The organism is Agarivorans sp. 1_MG-2023, from assembly GCF_030548385.1.
GTDB lineage: Bacteria > Pseudomonadota > Gammaproteobacteria > Enterobacterales > Celerinatantimonadaceae > Agarivorans.
In genome coordinates this window covers 490,187-507,077 of record NZ_JAUOSJ010000001.1, presented here as the reverse complement: position 1 = coordinate 507,077, position 16,891 = coordinate 490,187, and the positions used below count along the sequence as shown (strand labels likewise).

The following is a 16,891-nucleotide window of genomic DNA, read 5'->3' as shown; positions in this document are numbered from 1 at the left end:
ATTCAAAATCTCTAGTCTTTAACTGGGCTATGATTATTATTGTTTCTAATTATTACGGTTTCTCCACTTAGCCACGTTATCGAAGGGATTCAACAATGGCACTTTTAGACCTTAATCAAGCCTTAAGTAAACTGGTTATGAAAGTTGATCAGATTGAAGGCATTGTAATAGAACAGGGTACTGCTAAAGCATGGGATGCATTAGATAATGGCGCTAAAAAACTCCTTAGCAAAGTGGGTATTGATGCGGCCGAGCTTCGAAGTTTATTTTCGTTTGTTGATCAAGTTACAGCGGACCCCTCTCTTAAACTCGCCACAGAAGAATGGAAGGTGCCGCTTGGCACTGGATTATCGGTTACCGGGCGCATTGGTGGTCACTTAATCATTGATCTTGTTTTACCGACAGACAGTGAACAATACTCTGAGTTTCAGCAAGCTAACATGGCCTTAGTAGCCATAGACCAAGAGCTACAACTGGCAAACGGCGTAAGTGTTAACCTACCGATTAAACTGCTCAATTTGGCAAACGATAGTCAGGCTAACCTAAAATGGCGGGTTAAAGTGGTTTGCGCTGTCGCACATGACCAAAAGCTAATCAGCTTTTTAGGCCAATTGGTTAAGCAAAAAATGCCGCTGCTCTCAATAGAAAAACTAACCAATGTTATCAACGCTCAGTATCCCAAACACGCTATGCAGGGTGTCATCATTCATCAAACTAGAGCGGTTTCAAGTTCTACTACCGCTACATTGGGCCATGTTTGGAGTGTATCTAGCAGCGATAAAGTACTCGACATCAAAGTGAATACCAGCGCAGGCGTAGCGTTAAAAGCCAGCTATGCCTTCACTGGTGACTTTAAAATAGTAATAAAACCAGCAGATGTAGGGCTCCAAATTGACGTTCACCAACTAAGCAACCATATACGCGACAAAGGCATAAGCCTGGACGCCATGCTAAACCTAGAGGGCTTAGATAAAGTTGCAGAGGCCTATTTAGCAACACCGTTGGAGCCATTAGATGGAGCCGCTAAAAAGCTTCAAGACTTATTAGAAGCTTATAAAGAGCCCGGTACATGGCTATTAGCACAGTTTGATGAGCACTTAGCGCAAGAGCTCTCCAGTGAAAACTGGCAAGATATCGCATTGTTGGTGGCAGATGGTAATAGTGATGGCTTATCTGCTGAAGTAGGCGCAGCCGTTAAACAGAAGTTGTCTTTAGCGTTAAGTGTAAAACACCTAGATTGGATGAGTCATCCAGATGACGTATCCGAGCAAATAACCCAATATTTGGAAGACAACACCTTTTTAACCCCGGCCATGTTAGAGCGTTTAAAACTAAAAGATTTCGTGGGGAAAAGCTGTAACAAGGCTAAAGAGAGAGTATTGGACGAAATCTCATCCATCGCAGAACTCGCGCAAGATCAAGTAAAGCCTTTGCTTACTCCACTAAAGCAGCTTAAAGACGCTAAAACCAACCTAAAAGGTCAGCTGAATAATCAGCAATTGGTAGAAGCGCTAACCGGTTGTGTTACTGCTTGGTTAGAGCAATATAACCAAGCGCGAACAACATTTAGCAAAGCAATCAAAAAAGCCGCCGATCTGCAGCTTGGTTTATCGGTGTATGGCTCGCATAGTCAACAAACTAATAATCAAGCCATGCTCAGTTTTAATTTGCTAAACACGAGTAGTGCTGCGTCTCAGAACTTGTATCAAGATGTGCTATTAGGCAAACAACTTAATCTAGATGCATTACATGCTATGCAAAACAAAGGCAACTTAAGCCAATTAACTGGTTGGTTGGTTAAAACCAGCAAAGTGTCTAAAGAAATTGGGCTTAAGCTTAACCTAGGCGACAGCTTTAGCTTCTCAGAGCAAAGTTTCATAGAAAAAATTGCTCAGGCTAAGGTTGACCACACCGGTCAACTGTTAGCGCTTAATGCAAAAAGCGTTGTTAGGCACACATCTAAAACACTTAAAGAAAGCAGAAGCGCAGAATTTGTTAGTGCTTTTGATGTATTAGCAGCGCTTAAGTTTGGCGGCAGCCCCAATATAGGTATTGGATTAAGCTTTGAAGACAAAGGCGTAATGACCCCAGCAGAAATGCAACAATTTTTAGCCCCCTTAACTCAAGAACCGTGGCCCTTAATTGACAATAAAAGCTACCTTTTAGCCTTAGACCGTTTCAAAGTACTTTGCGAAAGTAAGCAGTTATCACGCTCAATCATCGAATGCCATTTAAGCTTAAGTACTAAGGATATTGGTGCGTTAGCCAACGCAGACGCAGGTGAAATAGAAGCCAGTGCAATCGAACTACTATACAACATGACATTATCTGGCACCGAAAAAGGCCAAATCGAAACTGCCAGCAAAGCTGGTGAAATCAATAAGCGCCAGCTAGAAGCATTTATAGATACCGAAGTTACAAGCTCGGCACCTTCGGGCGCTCATACATCGTATAGTCTTCTACAAAAGAAAGTACAAAACATGTTAAGCAATGCACAGCGCTTGTCGCAGTTTGTGGGTATATATAGCAAGCTCACTCAGCAAATCGAATCGGTAAACTCTAAGGATCCAACAGCCTATATAAACATCGTTAACCAAGCCAATGAAGAGCTAATAGACACCATGCAATCGTTTATAAGGGTAAGAGGTTGGTTTAGTGGCTTCTTTACCGAAGCCCTTCCTAAAACCACAATGGTATTGCTGATTATTCTTGCCAAATACCTAGGCAGAGATGAGCCGCTGCTAACACCGGTTATTTCATACGACCGCAGCGGCAAAACAGAAGTATTGTAGTGCTATAGCCGTGCAACATTTGCAATGTTGCACGGCTTAACAACTTAGTTCCCGTAAGCTCCTTTACTACATACTCAAATAACCGCGAATGTGGTCGCCAAATGCTTGGTAAACATCTTTGTCTGTCCAATACTGTGTGTGGCTCCACGGCGTATTACCGCTAATCAATCCCCCCACCTTTACACATTTATCCACTACAAATTGGTAGCTTGGCCCCAGTTCATTTAGCGGCCAGCCGAGAAGGTCGTCGGCATCAAAATAATTAAGCCAACTAAATTGGGTGCTGGGTTTGTTAAAACACTCGCGTTGAGCCAAGCCACCTAAAAATAAGGGAATATTACAGCCAGTGGTAAACATTAGTTTTACTCGGTTGCCTTTTAGATAGGCGAGTTTTCCATCATCAATGTTGCTAATAAAGTCGTTGTGGTCTTTATCCCATACTTGGGCATTACTTTTATTTAGCGCGTCCCAAAAGTAATTGGAAATGACCTGGGCCCCTAAGCTGTGGCAAATAATTACCACTGGCACGTTTAAGTTAAAACCACACTCATCCATGCCTGTAAACATTGCGCCTTGAACAGCTTTTATAATTTTCATGTAATCGTTGGTTTGCCTTCGACCGGCTACTTCTAAACTGGTCGCGTCAGAAAACGAGTTCATAAAAAAGCGCCTACCATGGTTTGAAATGGTACTAAATCGATTGTGGTACTTATCCCAAATGTCGCTAATCAGTTGGTCTTGCGGAGCTTGTAAGGCTGAGTAGTATTTCACTCGCTGAAAAGACACCTTGTTCATTACTTCTGAGCCAAGGTACTCGGTGAGTTTGTCTTCTAATCCATCTGCAAAGTTAGGTTTTCGTTGTCCCATTCCGTGTACGGCTAAAACAATGAGCTCTTTCATAACAATATCCTCTAGAAGATTTGATAAAATGTAAGAGGCTGCTGAACAGGGTATTCAGTAAAACTAGGCCTAATAGAATTTTAGCCCATCTCACAACGTTTAAATTTGTACCTACGGCGATTATGTTTTACATCAATAAGATGTGTATTTAATCATGTTTGATTGGCGTTTGCGGCAGTGCAATTTAAGATTGAAGTAAAAAATACTGTCGAAACTTGCGTAAAAAAATACTGTCGAAACTTGCGTAAAAAAACCTTTGATAAGTGGCTAATTACAATAATAAAAGTTCGGTCACTTAAGTGTGCTTAATTTAAAGTAGGTTTTTTTATTCAAGGAGCTATGCTGAGCATTCACTAAATAACCTTGGTATTAGTCTACCTTAACAATTGTTTAGCTAATTACTTGTCTAGACACTCAATAAGTTGGTCATAAATCCATCACTTTTCCATCACCAAATCATAATACTTCCTCGTAACTATTGAATTCACTTCTTCAACAACAATCAAAAATTTCGGTGAATCAAAATGTTAAATTGGATTAAGAAAACAGGCATGGCAGCCGCTTTAGTTCTTTCATTTGCATCTCAAGTAAATGCAGAAACAGTTAAGCTGGCCGTAACAGATCTTGTCGGTTTGGAAGAGTTACAACGTGAATTTGGTGCGTTTAAAGAAACTTTGTCTAAAGTAACGGGCTACGACATCGAGTTTCTGCCCGTTACCAACCGTACCGCTGCCGTTGAGGCCTTGCGCTTTAACAAAGTGGACTTTGTGCTTACTGGCCCAGCTGAATACGTAGTGATGCAGAAACGCTCAAAGGCAAAAATTGTAGCTGGCTTCTCTCGCCCAGATTACTTCGCAGTAATCATCACCATGGCAGACAGCCCATATACCGATGCCGCTTCACTTAAAGGTACAAAAATTGGTTTAGGTTCTGTTGGCTCTACCTCTAAGCACCTCGGGCCAATTCAAGCGCTAGCTGACGCAGGCTTAAACCCTGCTAAAGACGTAGACATGATTAATACCAAAGTTCCGGTTCTTTGGGAATCGCTCAAGAAAGGTGACGTATCGGCGATTGGCATTAACCACTTAAAATTTATCTCATTGCGTAACAAAGAGATTGAAAAGGGCGGTTTACAGCCAGGTGAATTCCGCGTGGTTGCTCGAGGTCCCGATCTGCCAAACGACGTGTTAATGGCGGGCAGCCATATCAACGACAAAATGTTTCAAAACATGCAACAAGCCTTTATTAACCACTCTGATGAGCTAGTCGCTGCGATTCTTAAAGGCGAAGACAACCAAAAGTACGCAGGCATGCGCTTCCTTACTGGCATCAAAGACAGTGACTACAACTACGTACGCTCTATGTACGCAACCGCTGGTTACCCGGAATACTCAGACTTCATTGGCGAGTAATCACTATGAGTAATTATGCTGAGCCGAATTCGTTAGCAAGTGCTGGCGTGTCGGCCGCGTCAAGCCTGCTCAAAGTGAGTGGGCTTTCAAAAAGCTTTGATAATAGCAGCACACCTATTTTTTCCGATGTAAGCTTTTCAATAAGCGCCTCGCAATCTGTGGCGCTGATTGGCTCAAATGGCGCGGGCAAAAGTACTTTGCTTCGCTGCTGTTTAAGGCTGATTGAACCAGATAGCGGTTCAATTGTGCTTGATGGCGAAACCATTGATAAAAAGTCTGGGCGAAACCTCAGTAAAGTGAGAAACAAAGTGGGTTTTGTATTTCAAAAACACTGCTTAGTGCCGCGATTATCCGCCTTAACCAATGTTATTCACGGCAACTTGGCCTATAGCCAAGGGCCAAGAAACTGGCTACACAGCTTAGCAAAACAAGAGGTGCGAGACCGCGCTATGGATTGTCTTGAGCAAGTGGGTTTGGCTCACCTTGCCGGAAAACGGTGCGACCAACTCTCAGGTGGGCAATCGCAACGGGTAGCGGTAGCGCGCGCCTTAATGCAGCAGCCGACGATTTTGTTTGCCGATGAGCCAACCGCCAGCCTTGATCCGCAGTCCGGGCAAGAAATTATGGAGTTGTTTGAGCGACTAGTGAAAGACAAGGGGCTAACCCTGTTTTTTGTCTCACACAATATTGAACATGCACTGAAATACGCCGACCGCGTATTAGGTTTGCAAGAGCGTAAATTGTCTTTAGACAGTGCAACCAATACTCAAAGTCTGCAAAGTTTGCGAGCCTTTTATGGATAAGCTAAGCAATAAGGGATTTACAAGAAGCAACGATGAAACCAGAACTAACTTCGGCGCGCCGCTTCGCTTTGAGCGACCGAGTATTTTAAGTCAGGTATTAGTTGCCTTATTCTTGCTGTTTTTCTTGTGGTCTACTGCCAACGCAGGGCTGTCATTGTCTGAGTTATTAGCTGGCTTTCCAAATATGGCCACCATTGCAGGTGAAATGGTACCGCCGGCCACCGACCGTGTTTGGCCTATGGCCAACGCCATACTGGTTACTTTTCAAATGGCGCTAGTGGGTACTGTTATCGGTATTGCGTTAAGCATTCCCATTGCCATATTGGCTGCGCGCAATACCTCGCCGCATCCGGTGGTACGCCATATAACACGCTCAGTAGTGAGCTTTTTTAGAACCGTTCCCGACTTAGCTTGGGCGCTATTTTTTGTTGCCTCGGTGGGTTTAGGCCCGTTTGCAGGAACCTTAACCATCATCGTAGATACCATTGGTTTTTGTGCGCGCTTTTTTGCCGAATCGATGGAAGAAGTAGACCCTGGCCCGTCAGAAGCGCTGGCCTCAATTGGCGCTAGCCCCATGGACAGAATAGCGGTGGTACTAATGCCCGGTGCAATGCCGAGCTTTATTAACATCAGCCTATTTTCTCTAGAAAAAGCGGTACGTTCTTCGGTGGTTCTTGGTTTAGTGGGCGCAGGCGGTATTGGCGCAGAGTTAGCTGTATCTATGGAAATGTTCCGTTACGACCAAGCTGCCATGATTGTACTGATGATTTTCATACTGGTGTTTGCCGTAGAACAGTTTTCGTCTTCTACCCGCAACCGTCTATTACGCCAAAGCAAATAGCCACCCTGAAAACACTAGGTTTGTTGGCCTAAATCTCCAACAAGCTTGATATGGATATAAGAGATAGTAAGAGCAATGAATAAGCAAACAGTAGTTATAGAAAGCATTAAAATACTCAGTGAACAAGGTTGGAGCCAGCCCACCAGTTTACTGATCGAAAACGGTAAAATTACAGAAGTAGGTGAGGGGATTCAACACCCAAATGCCCAGCACATTGATGCCCAAGGCCAATACATTTTACCGGGAATAATCGATTTACATGGCGATGCTTTTGAGCGACATATCGCACCGCGCGCAGGCACCCATTTTCCTTTAGAGCTAGCTTTAGCGGCGAACGACGCCAGCTTAGTCGCTAGCGGCATTACTACTTTCTATTACAGCATTACCGATGGTTTTGAACCGGGGCCACGCAGCCGCGATACCGTTCGCGAGTTGTTATTAGCCTTAGAAAAACTGATGCCGCGTTTTAGTTGCCAAGCACGCATCCATATTCGCCATGAAAAAGTGAATGTTGAAAAGCATGACGAGTTAGTGGATTGGATCCTTAGCGGAAGAATACATTTACTGTCGCTAAACGATCACCTACCACCACTCAATAACGAACGAAAAATACAGCGTTATTTGGCGGGTATGCGCAGGCGAGTATCAATGTCGGTAGAAGACATTAACCAGTTCCTTCTCAACTTACAGCAGCACCGAGAGCTCGGCGAACAACAAGCCACAGCCTTAGCCGAAATTGCCGCACAACAAGGGATTTCTCTAGCCTCTCACGATGATGAAACCCTAGAAGAAGTCTCGCGTTCTATCTCATTAGGTGTATCTATTGCCGAATTTCCCATGTCGGAAGCCGCTGCCCGCCAATGCCAAAAAGGCGGCGCTGCAGTATTAATGGGCTCGCCTAATCTAGTTAGAGGCGGTTCACACGTAGGCGCGATAAGTGTGAAAGAAGCCATAGAACATGGCGTGGTAGATATACTGTGTAGTGATTATCACTACCCAAGTTTGTTCAGCGCTCCGTTTACCGCAGTAAACACCAATAACTTGTCGCTATTTGATGCTTGGAAATTTGTTAGTGAAAACCCCGCTAAAGCAGCAGGTTTAGGCGCTAGCAAAGGTAAGATTGAGATGGGTTATGATGCCGACTTCATACTACTCAGCGAAATAGACGGCTCACCCTTATCTATCTCATCGACTTGGGTAAAGGGAAAACAAGTATTTGCAAAAAGCCGCTTAGCTTAATCTTTGATAAGTGAACAGAGGCAAGCTTAAGCCAAGTTATAAATACACTAAAGGTGGTGGCATCGTTAAGGCAAAGACCAAGACTAAAACCACCAAGAAGAAACGCTCAAGCAAGCGGAAAACCAGCCGGAAGAAAGCGTTTAAGTTGTTTAAATAAAGAAGCCCGCATTAGCGGGCTTTTCTTCACTCTTTTTTTTGAATCATCAAGGGTTTAATCAAATTTCTTATTAGTTATTTTGCTAATATATAAAATTATCTATAAGGGGGGTGTATGGCTGCAATAAAGCTGGATTGGGTACTTAAGGACTGTTTAGGAGAGGTTAAAACGATTTCTTCGATTACCGCTCTAATACGCTATATCAAACAGCAAGTTAAGTTTTACGAAAATTTAGAAGCGAGTCTAACCCTTAAGGGTGAGCAAGTACCAGCGCTAGTAAACCGCTCTTACTTTGACAACGCTCTTATTCAGGCTGAAATACTTAAGAAGGATGTAGACAGCAGCCCGAATGAAGCCGAAATCAAACGAGTTGTGGCTGCCAAACAGCAAATCATGCAGAGTTATTTTACTAGAACGCTTTTGAGCTCAAATCCATATTTGGAACACTATGTAGCCTGCGCAACCAAATACGGTCACGAAGGCTCAAGAGGGTTTGCTGATTATATATTAAAGAGGCCGAACGCAGGACAGCAACAGCACGATTACAATAGCGGTTATTTTTGGGGGTTCAATGCAGATAATGAAGCTAATTTGAAAAGCACTGGTTCAATGCGCGCGACAAAAGAAGCGTTAAAGAGCTTGGATATAGAGGCAAATGAGTTATCCATTCAAATCGAAAATAGAAGTGAATTGTTTGATAGTCTTATCTTTGACGTTGACTACCGAAGCAAAAAACAAAGAGTTAAAGCGTACTTGGCGCATCGAAAGTTGAGGGTTAAGGTAGCTTCGGAGCACAAAGCTGTATTGGATGAAAGTGCTGTCGAGATGGAGGCTCTAGAGCGCGCTTATGGGGAGAAACTAAGGCTAAGCAAGCCTGCTGAATACTGGAATGAATCAGCTCTTAAGTTCAAAAATGAAGGGCGGCTCTGGTCTGTGTTGTTGGTAATCGCTTTGATTGCCGGTACGTTAATGTTTAACTCTCTTTTTCATAGCTTTTTAGTCGGTGAAGTTAGGGAGTTAGACCTAAAAACTCTTCAAGGAGTGATTTTGTTCGCTACGGTCGTTGCTGTTTATGGTTTTTTCATTAAAGTGCTATCAAAAATGGTATTTAGTTCTTTTCACTTAATGAGAGATTCCGAGGAAAGGGAGCAGTTAACCTATCTTTATTTGTCCCTGCAAAATTTAAACGCAATAGACTTGGAATCTCGAAACCTAGTATTGCAATCCTTATTTAGTCGAAGTGATTCGGGTATGTTATCTGGTGAAAATGGATTAAAAATGCCTACAATAAATGAAGCCTTAAAGGCTGCTGGAAATCTAACCAAGTAAAAGAATGGCTTTCAATGCCGATAATACCATTTACCGGCATGTGTAGAGTTTAACTACTTAAATGAAACAACCTTAGAGTTTGAATGATCCTCGGCAACCCAGTCGGGGACTTTTGCCGCTCTGCGATTATTCAGCCATTTCTGTACTCGTTCATACTGTGGTAAATCAAAAGCAGTGCATATAGCTTGTAGTTGTTCAGGCTTTAAACATTGGCCGTTAGGCGTGTATAGCAGTCCGTCAAAAATCTAGAACCTTTCTTCATTTAAACCAAATAACTTCATGTTTCTGCCAATTTCTCTCTGCGGTTATACCAGGATTTTGCTTAGTCTATTCCTGTCCATTGGAACGAAATGTCGATAGAGAAGGGCGCTTAAATACGTCTATTACTGTCAGTTTTACTTACAAATGTTTTTATTACAGTTTTAAAACAATGTGCTTTCAAGGCCTTAAATACTGGCTAATGACTTGCATTTAGCTTAAAAATGACAATTCTATCAATTTAGATGTTCAGCAAGTTACGTTATTAAAAGGGATTAACATGAAAGCTACTAAAACACTGTCTGCATTCGTAGTAATTGTTAGCTCGTTTACCGCTAACGCCACGTTTATAAGTGGGGATTACACCTTGGAAAATGGCAAAGAAGTGGCCCTACAAGGTTTAGAATGGATGCCGCTTACTTACTCGCAAAGTTACTCTCGACTATACGTTGAAGCCGACGGCGGATGGACAGATCGCTTTGGCAACCAATGGCAAGCCAATGATTGGCGTTATGCCACACGTAATGAAACCGCCACCTTGCTTAACTCGCTATGGGGCGGCGTTTATCTAGGTTTTTCTAATGACAACTTTATTGGAGCGAGTTGGTTTATCAATTACTTTGGTGGCCTTGGCATGGATACTAGCTTCGGCTTAAACCGCGTAGACCTCAAGCTAAATAACAGCACCTGGGACAACTATGACGTGTCACAATTTTTGTTTGGCAAAGATTGGGAATGTTCTGATGAGCTGCGACTTAGCTGCATAGGAGAAGCCGCTGCCGCCGACGGCTTTTATAGATCCCTAGCCACAAAAAATATCCACACAGGATATAAAGATTATATGCAAGCCAGGACACCCTTAGGGTATTTTGATAGCCGCTCTGGAGTAGATGCTGGCTTAAATAGTGATAATCGAGTTCGAGGGAAATCTAACTCTAGCTCTATGCTAGGTTCATTACTTGTAAGGCAACCAACAATAGTTGAAGTGCCAGAACCTAGCTCGCTAGGTTTATTGATGGTGAGTTTATTTGGTTTGCTGGTAAGGCGCGTAATGTCGACACAGAAAACTGTATGAACAAACATAAACCGGTGTAGCTATTTTTACTGAGCAAGTAGAAAGATAGCCGTTCTGTGCGAGCGGCTATTTTCATACAAACTTAAAAACGACTCAGTAAGCAGTAATGCATTAAGCAGAAGGTTACTGAGAGATGACCAGAAGATGAAGAAGCAATATTACTCAGTAATCCTATAATTTAAGCAGAGGTAAAAACAAATATTGGGTGAGGCGATTTTAAATAAGCAATACAATCAGTTAGATATGCAATTTAACATAATATACATTATGCGCCTTATAGGTGTGTTTTTAGCAATCCAGAGAAGTTTGCCTGTAATCACCGGTTTAAATAAAACATTAACTTAGGTGGTCTAAAGGCTTGTTCTCGGCTGACTGATGCCGCTCAACTCTAGAGGTATGCAAATATTGAGATGTGGTATCAATACTGTCGTGTCCTGCATCTGCTTGCACATGAGATAATGGCCGACCAACTAAATTGATGTCGTGAGATATTCCGGTGTGCCTTATGCTGTGTGGTGTTAACTGACGCATTTCGTTTGCGTCTTGATCAAAGCCGTCGGTCTCTGCGTGCTGAGCGGCTTGTTCAATTACTATGTAGATTTGTTCTCTGAGTTGTCTTATACCAAGGTTGGCATTGAGTAAGCCCGTGTCGCGGCCTCGGCCTGCAGCTCGGTGTCGAATAAATAATGGCGTGTTTTCGTTAGGTGTTGGTAATGGCGTTAAACCTAAATATTTACGGTAACGTTGTAAGGCTGACAATAATTCTTTCGAAACAGCCACACTCCGTTTTTTACCGCCTTTACTGCGCGGTATGTAAAAACCCCAAACAGAGGTTTTAGCATCTCGTTTAAACTGTCCCATTATTGGCGAAAAACCTGGTCGTGCAGCGACTTCAGATATACGTAAATAACAGCCATACATAAGGCTAACCAGAAACAAAATTCGTTCGTTTTCGCTAGGTTCGTCATTTGCTAGTTGTTGGGCTGCAGCCATAACATACGACCACTGCAGATCACTAAACGCTTTTATATCCTCGTAATCTTCGCCACTCACGGTGTGCTGGCTGCCGGCTTTAAAGCGGCCACTTTTCATTAGCATCATTGCTGGGTTTCGTTCGGTGTATTCTTCATTAATTAAGTAAGAAAAAAAGGACGATAAGATAGCCAATTTGGTCTTAAGTGCTTTGTCACTGATTTGATATGCTTGCTCAACACCATCTCGTTTTTTACCCAAAAATGGCCGCCAAAGCACATTAGGAATACGTTCTTCTAATTGTTTATGAGTAATAAATTGTGCGACGTTTCTGTAGGCAATTAAAGGTGTTGGAGGATTGGCGCAGTAATCGAGGTAACGGCTTAGAACTCGGCGAGTAATATCACCTACTGATATTTGTTCTACACAGTACGCCCAATGCAAAAACGTGGTTAACTCACTTCTGTAGGTTTTGTAGTTATTTTCGCTAAACCGTTGTTCTAACAACCATTCAACAGCAAACTCATAAACATAACCGGCGTCAGGTACTTGGTTGATGGTAATGCTAGCTAAATGTTGGTTAACAGTACTGTTACCATCTTCAAGGTATTGTAAGGAATCAAATAGAGGGATTGCTGGCGGTAGTTCAAACATTCAAAGTTCTATAACACGTTGATTTGTTGAATTATTATAGCTTAAAAAGCAATTGCCGATAAATAGCATTATCGGCAATTAGACAACAAATTAGCCTTAGAAATATAAAGTAAACTTAAGTCATCCCCATCTATAATAACTGGTATAATCGCCGATTAGCCTAATTAGGCACTTTATTTACGCTTGTTCCACTTGGAGCAATAGGACGACTGATGAATTTGAAAAACGAACTTCAAACGGTTCACAATAAGCTGGAAACTGCCAAAAGAAAACTAAATGCAGCCCACGATCGTGGTGATACAGCAATGATTAGCCAATTTAATAAAACGGTTGAGATACTGACTAAAAAGCTTAAAAGCGTTAAAGCTCAGCAAACTAAGCAGTTAAGCCAGCAAGGCGGTGATGTAAAGTCCCTCCCCTTTAGCCGCGTTCTCACTAAGCAAGAACAAGCTGACATGGGTAAGCTAAAAAAATCAGTTAAAGGTTTAGTCGTTGTACACCCTATGACAGCGCTAGGCAGAGAGATGGGCATAAAAGAAGTGACAGGTTACGCTTCAAAAGAATTCTAGTTATTAGGGCAAAGCCTCACTGCTTTGCCCTACTCTTTACCGCATTAATCCGCGATTAAATGGGCAGGCACAAAGCCTAAGTACTTCTCCCCATCTACCATTAAACTGTAACTTTGATTAGCAACTATATCTTGATAGCGCTGCATGCTCCCATCGGGAAACGTAACTTCAACGCTTGCTTTAGTTAACGCTCCGAGGGAGAACACAGTTGGTAAACCATCCCACCGGGCACGCTGCTGTTCTATAACCTCGTCTCCATTAAAGAGCGTTAATATAGCGTCTACCGCATAAGGGTTTGGGCTTTTGTATCTTGGGTATAAGTACACGGTATTTTGCTGTGCTTCCCCCTTGTTAAGAAAAACCTGTAATTGTTTGTTACTCGCACCGCCTATTATTAAATCTTGGCGTAAGTCGTTGTTTATATCTGCAATAAATATGGGGTTTGAATCCCAGCCCTTAAATGACAACACTTCTTTAAATTGCCCTTTGCCATTATTTTCAAACACCTTACCGTATTTTTTACGTGGATTAGACACCACTAAATCTAGATCTCGGTCGTTATCAAAATCGACTGCAAATATTCTCACTAGATAAGGTGCACCTGCATTTAACATTTCTCGCAGAGCAGATTTTTGCTGTGCAAACCCGTGCTTGCTGGCAAGGTAAATATCACCTTCGCCTTTACCAGTGGTAATAATGTCCTGGCGTTGATCACCATTTAAGTCTCCGACAAAAATGGGCGTCGCTTTAACGGGCAACTTGAGAATGTCGTTAGCTAACTGGAAACCATTTTGTTGATTGGCCAAGAAATACCATCCAAGGTGTTCGCCACCATATCCGCCGTGCCCAGCAACAATGATGTCGGCGAGTGAATCATTGTTTAAATCTAGTGGCGCTAACATGGGCGCAGGCAGCGGCGACCTATTCAAAAAATGTTGGGACACTTTAGTGCGAAAAAACCGATTGGCTTTATTGTTCGCTCTAAATTCTTCCTCTATGTGTTGGAACTTTTCCGGCAGTAAATGATTGGCGTTAGAGCGAAACGTTTTATCGCGAATAAACTGTTGCTTGGCGGCGTGATAGAAAAAGGCCCCTTTACTGCCGGCATCTAGGTCTAGATAACCATCGCCATTTAAATCACTTACCGTTTTTGCATAAGATACTGGAGAGAATGTTTGTTTTTCAGAACCGGTCGTTAACTCGGTTGCTTTGTTTATTACATAAGGATTCTTTTTTTCATCGGAAAATGCTGCAATGTCTAACCAGCCGTCACCATCAAAGTCAAAAAACCAAGGCCTGTCATCTGCTCCAGGTAACTGATTATCTAGAGCTATAAATTCCAATGTGCCTTTAGGGATAAGTTGATTAACTAACAATTTCCCACCGGGCTGGCCGTGGTGAGACAAATAGATATCTATATCGCCGTCGTTATCATAATCAAAGCCACCTACTCCCCAGGGCCACCATCCATGAGAGCCGAATTTTCCACCTTGCCGCTTTAATTCCTGCTCATGCCACGAAGAGATAATACTGTCTGCATTGGTCACTACTTGTTTAAAGGCTAAGGAATAACCGGTTTGAGGGAGCCAGCAAGCTAATAAAAGTGCTGAGGTAAAGCATCTTTTTGAAAGTGATTTAAGCGTTAGCATAAAGAGCCCTTACAAACAAAAAGCCAGCTTTTAGCTGGCTTTAATAAAGTGAAAACTAACTAGTTAAGATCACCATCTTGCCAGAACTTGGTTCCCTTAATGGTTGCTTCTAGTGATAAGCCTGCTTCTGTTAGTTGGTATATTTGCACGTCACCAATGGCTCCTTCTACTTCAGCTGAGCCGCCTTTATCGCCCGCGGTTGCTGCTGCATCAGCCTGAGCACCAAATAACCAGCCACTTTCTACGAATTTGTCGAATGACTCTCTGGTTTTAAAGATCATCAATGCGCGGAAGTCTTTCACTCCCAAACCAAACCCTACCCCTGCTTCACCCATTTTCATGTAAGTCTTTTTGCCTGATGCATTGTCTACCGCTATGCCAGTGCCGCCGCCGGCTGAAATAACAAACAGGTTTACTCCAACGTTACTAAATACCGCATAACCCACCCCCGCAGACATTTTTGAGGAGATGTCGGGTTTTTCTTGTTTAAATTTTGCGATGGTTTCGTTCGCTGATTTATCGTACTCAGCGCGGTCTTCGGCAACGTCGGCTAAGGCAAAGTTACTCACAAGTAATAGAGAAGCGCATAGGTAACTAACTAAATTTTTCATTCGGTTATCCTTTAACGGTAAATAGGCTTAGTTTTTAGTTTCGGCCAGTGGCAGTGATACAGTAATAGTAGTCGTATTTTCTGCGTCACTGACTTTCATATTTACTTCACCATTTTGGGCGTGCGTTAATAAACTCACTGAGTAAGTGCCGAGTCCGGTGCCCGATTGCTTACCAGACGTGACATACTTTTCCCAAAAATTCTCTCGTATACTCTGTGGGACGGCACCGATATTTTCGGTAGTCACTGCGATTTTATCTGCTGAAGTACTAATACGAACTGATACTCGGGTTCTATCTGGTGCGGCTTCACAGGCGTTTTTTAACAAGTTAAAAAATAACGAGTAGCTTAAAGATTCATCGCCATAAACCAATGCTTCATTACCTGGATCTTCTTCTTCAGGTTCTAAGTACATGGTGAGTTGTTTAGTGTTGAAGGTATTCTTTACAACAGAGAGCATTTTTTTGAGCATAAGATGAATTGAAAAAGCCTTAGCTTGTAATTTGAAGCGCCCTTGCTCTATTTTGTATAGCTCTGTAGATAGGTTAATCATGTTAAGTAACTGCATCGACAACTCATCTATCACACTTGCGTGCTCTGATGCAGAGCTAGAAAGGGTTCTGTCTTCTTTTATCTGCTCTGCTAAAGCCACAATTCCTGCTATTGGGCCTTTTAAGTCATGCCTAAGCAGCTGGTCGACGCTGTTTTTTAAGATCTCTTTCTCTAGTAGGTTGTCTAAATCGGATTGCAAATGTTTGTGTAAATCAACATAGCGCAATAAATTTCTAACCCTAAGTTTAAGTAAATCAGGCTGTATGGGTTTAGTGATGTAATCTACCGCACCGATAGACAAGCCCTTGGTTTGATCGCGTACTTCGGTTAACGCAGTAACAAAGATGACCGGAATGTGCTGAGAACTGGGGTGTTCTCGCAGTTTTTGCAATACTTCATAACCATCCATTCCTGGCATCATTACGTCTAAAAGCACTAAATCTGGAGGCGTGTCTGAATGGCATATATCGAGTGCTTTTTGTCCTTCTTTGGTAAGCAATACACGGTAATCACTACGTAATAGCCCGCCAAGCAAGGTTAAGTTTTCTGGCGTGTCGTCTACCACTAAAATCGAGTGCTGTTGCGATTTTACTGGTGGAGCTTGATAAGCGTCTTTATCCTCAAGTTCGTCACTGATTATTTCTTCTATTTCTTCTGTAGAGAAATATTGAGCTCTATTTCTTACATCACCCTGTGCTGCTTGTTTCACTCTGCCCTGCAAAGTAGAGGTAGTAAATGGCTTGATAATGAGATCGGTAACGCCGCCAGATATTGCCTCAGAGACTCTGTCGCGCTCTGCTTCTGCAGTAATCATAATAAAAGGAATGTGGCGCCAGGTTTCCGAGTTTCGTACCTCTTTCAAAAACTCTATGCCGCTCATCACCGGCATATTCCAATCAGACAATATAATGTCTACATGGCGTTTTTTAAGTACGCTAAGTGCTTGTGCACCATTTTCGGCTTGAACAATGTTACCAACACCAAAGCGTCTTAATTGTTCTTGGGTAATTTTTCTCATTGGCGCCATGTCGTCGACAATAAGAACGGTAAGCTTACTAAGATTCATTCGAATGCATTCC

Annotated in this window: 13 protein-coding genes; 8 read left to right on the top strand and 5 right to left on the bottom strand. The window is 42.5% G+C overall.

Features of this window, described 5'->3' with window-relative positions:
• Positions 1-95 precede the first annotated feature (95 nt).
• Positions 96-2,792 carry a hypothetical protein gene (locus Q4592_RS02015; RefSeq protein WP_303509098.1) on the top strand — a complete coding sequence of 899 codons (2,697 nt, stop codon included), beginning with the start codon at positions 96-98 and terminating at the stop codon, positions 2,790-2,792.
• 66 nt (positions 2,793-2,858) lie between these two features.
• Here the strand turns inward: Q4592_RS02015 and Q4592_RS02010 are convergent, their stop codons facing one another.
• Complete coding sequence (locus Q4592_RS02010; RefSeq protein ID WP_303509096.1) at positions 2,859-3,692, bottom strand: hypothetical protein; 834 nt, start codon at positions 3,690-3,692, stop codon at positions 2,859-2,861.
• A 524-nt stretch (positions 3,693-4,216) separates the two neighbouring features.
• On the opposite strand from Q4592_RS02010, the gene Q4592_RS02005 reads away from it, so the two are divergent.
• The 6 genes from Q4592_RS02005 (at position 4,217) to Q4592_RS01980 (ending at position 10,806) form a co-directional block, all read left to right on the top strand.
• Positions 4,217-5,104 (top strand): PhnD/SsuA/transferrin family substrate-binding protein, encoded by an 888-nt coding sequence (locus Q4592_RS02005; protein ID WP_303509095.1) that lies wholly within the window; start codon positions 4,217-4,219, stop codon positions 5,102-5,104.
• A 5-nt stretch (positions 5,105-5,109) separates the two neighbouring features.
• Positions 5,110-5,907, top strand: a complete 798-nt coding sequence (locus tag Q4592_RS02000; protein WP_303509092.1) for a phosphonate ABC transporter ATP-binding protein — start codon at positions 5,110-5,112, stop codon at positions 5,905-5,907.
• Positions 5,900-6,748: a phosphonate ABC transporter, permease protein PhnE gene (gene phnE / locus Q4592_RS01995; RefSeq protein ID WP_303509089.1), complete on the top strand. Its 849-nt coding sequence runs from the start codon at positions 5,900-5,902 to the stop codon at positions 6,746-6,748. The genes Q4592_RS02000 and phnE overlap by 8 nt, the downstream gene beginning before the upstream one ends.
• Before the next feature lie 75 nt (positions 6,749-6,823).
• Positions 6,824-7,987, top strand: a complete 1,164-nt coding sequence (locus Q4592_RS01990; protein ID WP_303509087.1) for an alpha-D-ribose 1-methylphosphonate 5-triphosphate diphosphatase — start codon at positions 6,824-6,826, stop codon at positions 7,985-7,987.
• Between the two features lie 271 nt (positions 7,988-8,258).
• Positions 8,259-9,473, top strand: coding sequence for a DUF6161 domain-containing protein (locus tag Q4592_RS01985; protein ID WP_303509084.1), 1,215 nt, complete (start codon positions 8,259-8,261; stop codon positions 9,471-9,473).
• Positions 9,474-10,011: 538 nt separating this feature from the next.
• Positions 10,012-10,806, top strand: coding sequence for a PEP-CTERM sorting domain-containing protein (locus Q4592_RS01980; RefSeq protein ID WP_303509081.1), 795 nt, complete (start codon positions 10,012-10,014; stop codon positions 10,804-10,806).
• Between the two features lie 336 nt (positions 10,807-11,142).
• Here the strand turns inward: Q4592_RS01980 and Q4592_RS01975 are convergent, their stop codons facing one another.
• Entirely contained in the window at positions 11,143-12,432 is a 1,290-nt protein-coding gene (locus tag Q4592_RS01975) for a site-specific integrase (protein WP_303509078.1), read from the bottom strand.
• Positions 12,433-12,644: 212 nt separating this feature from the next.
• Between Q4592_RS01975 and Q4592_RS01970 the strand changes: the two genes are divergently transcribed.
• On the top strand, positions 12,645-13,001 hold the full coding sequence (locus Q4592_RS01970) for a YibL family ribosome-associated protein (protein WP_303509075.1): 357 nt from the start codon (positions 12,645-12,647) through the stop codon (positions 12,999-13,001).
• A 44-nt stretch (positions 13,002-13,045) separates the two neighbouring features.
• Here Q4592_RS01970 and Q4592_RS01965 read toward each other — a convergent pair whose 3' ends face one another.
• From Q4592_RS01965 to Q4592_RS01955, 3 genes are read right to left on the bottom strand one after another with little or no spacing between them, the layout of a single operon-like run.
• On the bottom strand, positions 13,046-14,650 hold the full coding sequence (locus Q4592_RS01965) for a CRTAC1 family protein (RefSeq protein ID WP_303509072.1): 1,605 nt from the start codon (positions 14,648-14,650) through the stop codon (positions 13,046-13,048).
• Positions 14,651-14,709: 59 nt separating this feature from the next.
• Complete coding sequence (locus tag Q4592_RS01960) at positions 14,710-15,261, bottom strand: YSC84-related protein (RefSeq protein ID WP_303509069.1); 552 nt, start codon at positions 15,259-15,261, stop codon at positions 14,710-14,712.
• Between the two features lie 27 nt (positions 15,262-15,288).
• On the bottom strand, positions 15,289-16,878 hold the full coding sequence (locus Q4592_RS01955; protein WP_137673192.1) for a response regulator: 1,590 nt from the start codon (positions 16,876-16,878) through the stop codon (positions 15,289-15,291).
• Positions 16,879-16,891: the final 13 nt, after the last annotated feature.

Bases quoted from the DNA above. Each gene is read 5' to 3' on its own strand.
- Q4592_RS01990 (WP_303509087.1), top strand. From the start codon at position 6,824: ATGAATAAGCAAACAGTAGTTATAGAAAGCATTAAAATACTCAGTGAA.
- Q4592_RS02000 (WP_303509092.1), top strand. From the start codon at position 5,110: ATGAGTAATTATGCTGAGCCGAATTCGTTAGCAAGTGCTGGCGTGTCG.
- Q4592_RS01965 (WP_303509072.1), bottom strand. From the start codon at position 14,650: ATGCTAACGCTTAAATCACTTTCAAAAAGATGCTTTACCTCAGCACTT.
- Q4592_RS02010 (WP_303509096.1), bottom strand. From the start codon at position 3,692: ATGAAAGAGCTCATTGTTTTAGCCGTACACGGAATGGGACAACGAAAA.
- phnE (WP_303509089.1), top strand. From the start codon at position 5,900: ATGGATAAGCTAAGCAATAAGGGATTTACAAGAAGCAACGATGAAACC.
- Q4592_RS02005 (WP_303509095.1), top strand. From the start codon at position 4,217: ATGTTAAATTGGATTAAGAAAACAGGCATGGCAGCCGCTTTAGTTCTT.
- Q4592_RS02015 (WP_303509098.1), top strand. From the start codon at position 96: ATGGCACTTTTAGACCTTAATCAAGCCTTAAGTAAACTGGTTATGAAA.
- Q4592_RS01955 (WP_137673192.1), bottom strand. From the start codon at position 16,878: ATGAATCTTAGTAAGCTTACCGTTCTTATTGTCGACGACATGGCGCCA.
- Q4592_RS01975 (WP_303509078.1), bottom strand. From the start codon at position 12,432: ATGTTTGAACTACCGCCAGCAATCCCTCTATTTGATTCCTTACAATAC.
- Q4592_RS01980 (WP_303509081.1), top strand. From the start codon at position 10,012: ATGAAAGCTACTAAAACACTGTCTGCATTCGTAGTAATTGTTAGCTCG.
- Q4592_RS01985 (WP_303509084.1), top strand. From the start codon at position 8,259: ATGGCTGCAATAAAGCTGGATTGGGTACTTAAGGACTGTTTAGGAGAG.
- Q4592_RS01960 (WP_303509069.1), bottom strand. From the start codon at position 15,261: ATGAAAAATTTAGTTAGTTACCTATGCGCTTCTCTATTACTTGTGAGT.
- Q4592_RS01970 (WP_303509075.1), top strand. From the start codon at position 12,645: ATGAATTTGAAAAACGAACTTCAAACGGTTCACAATAAGCTGGAAACT.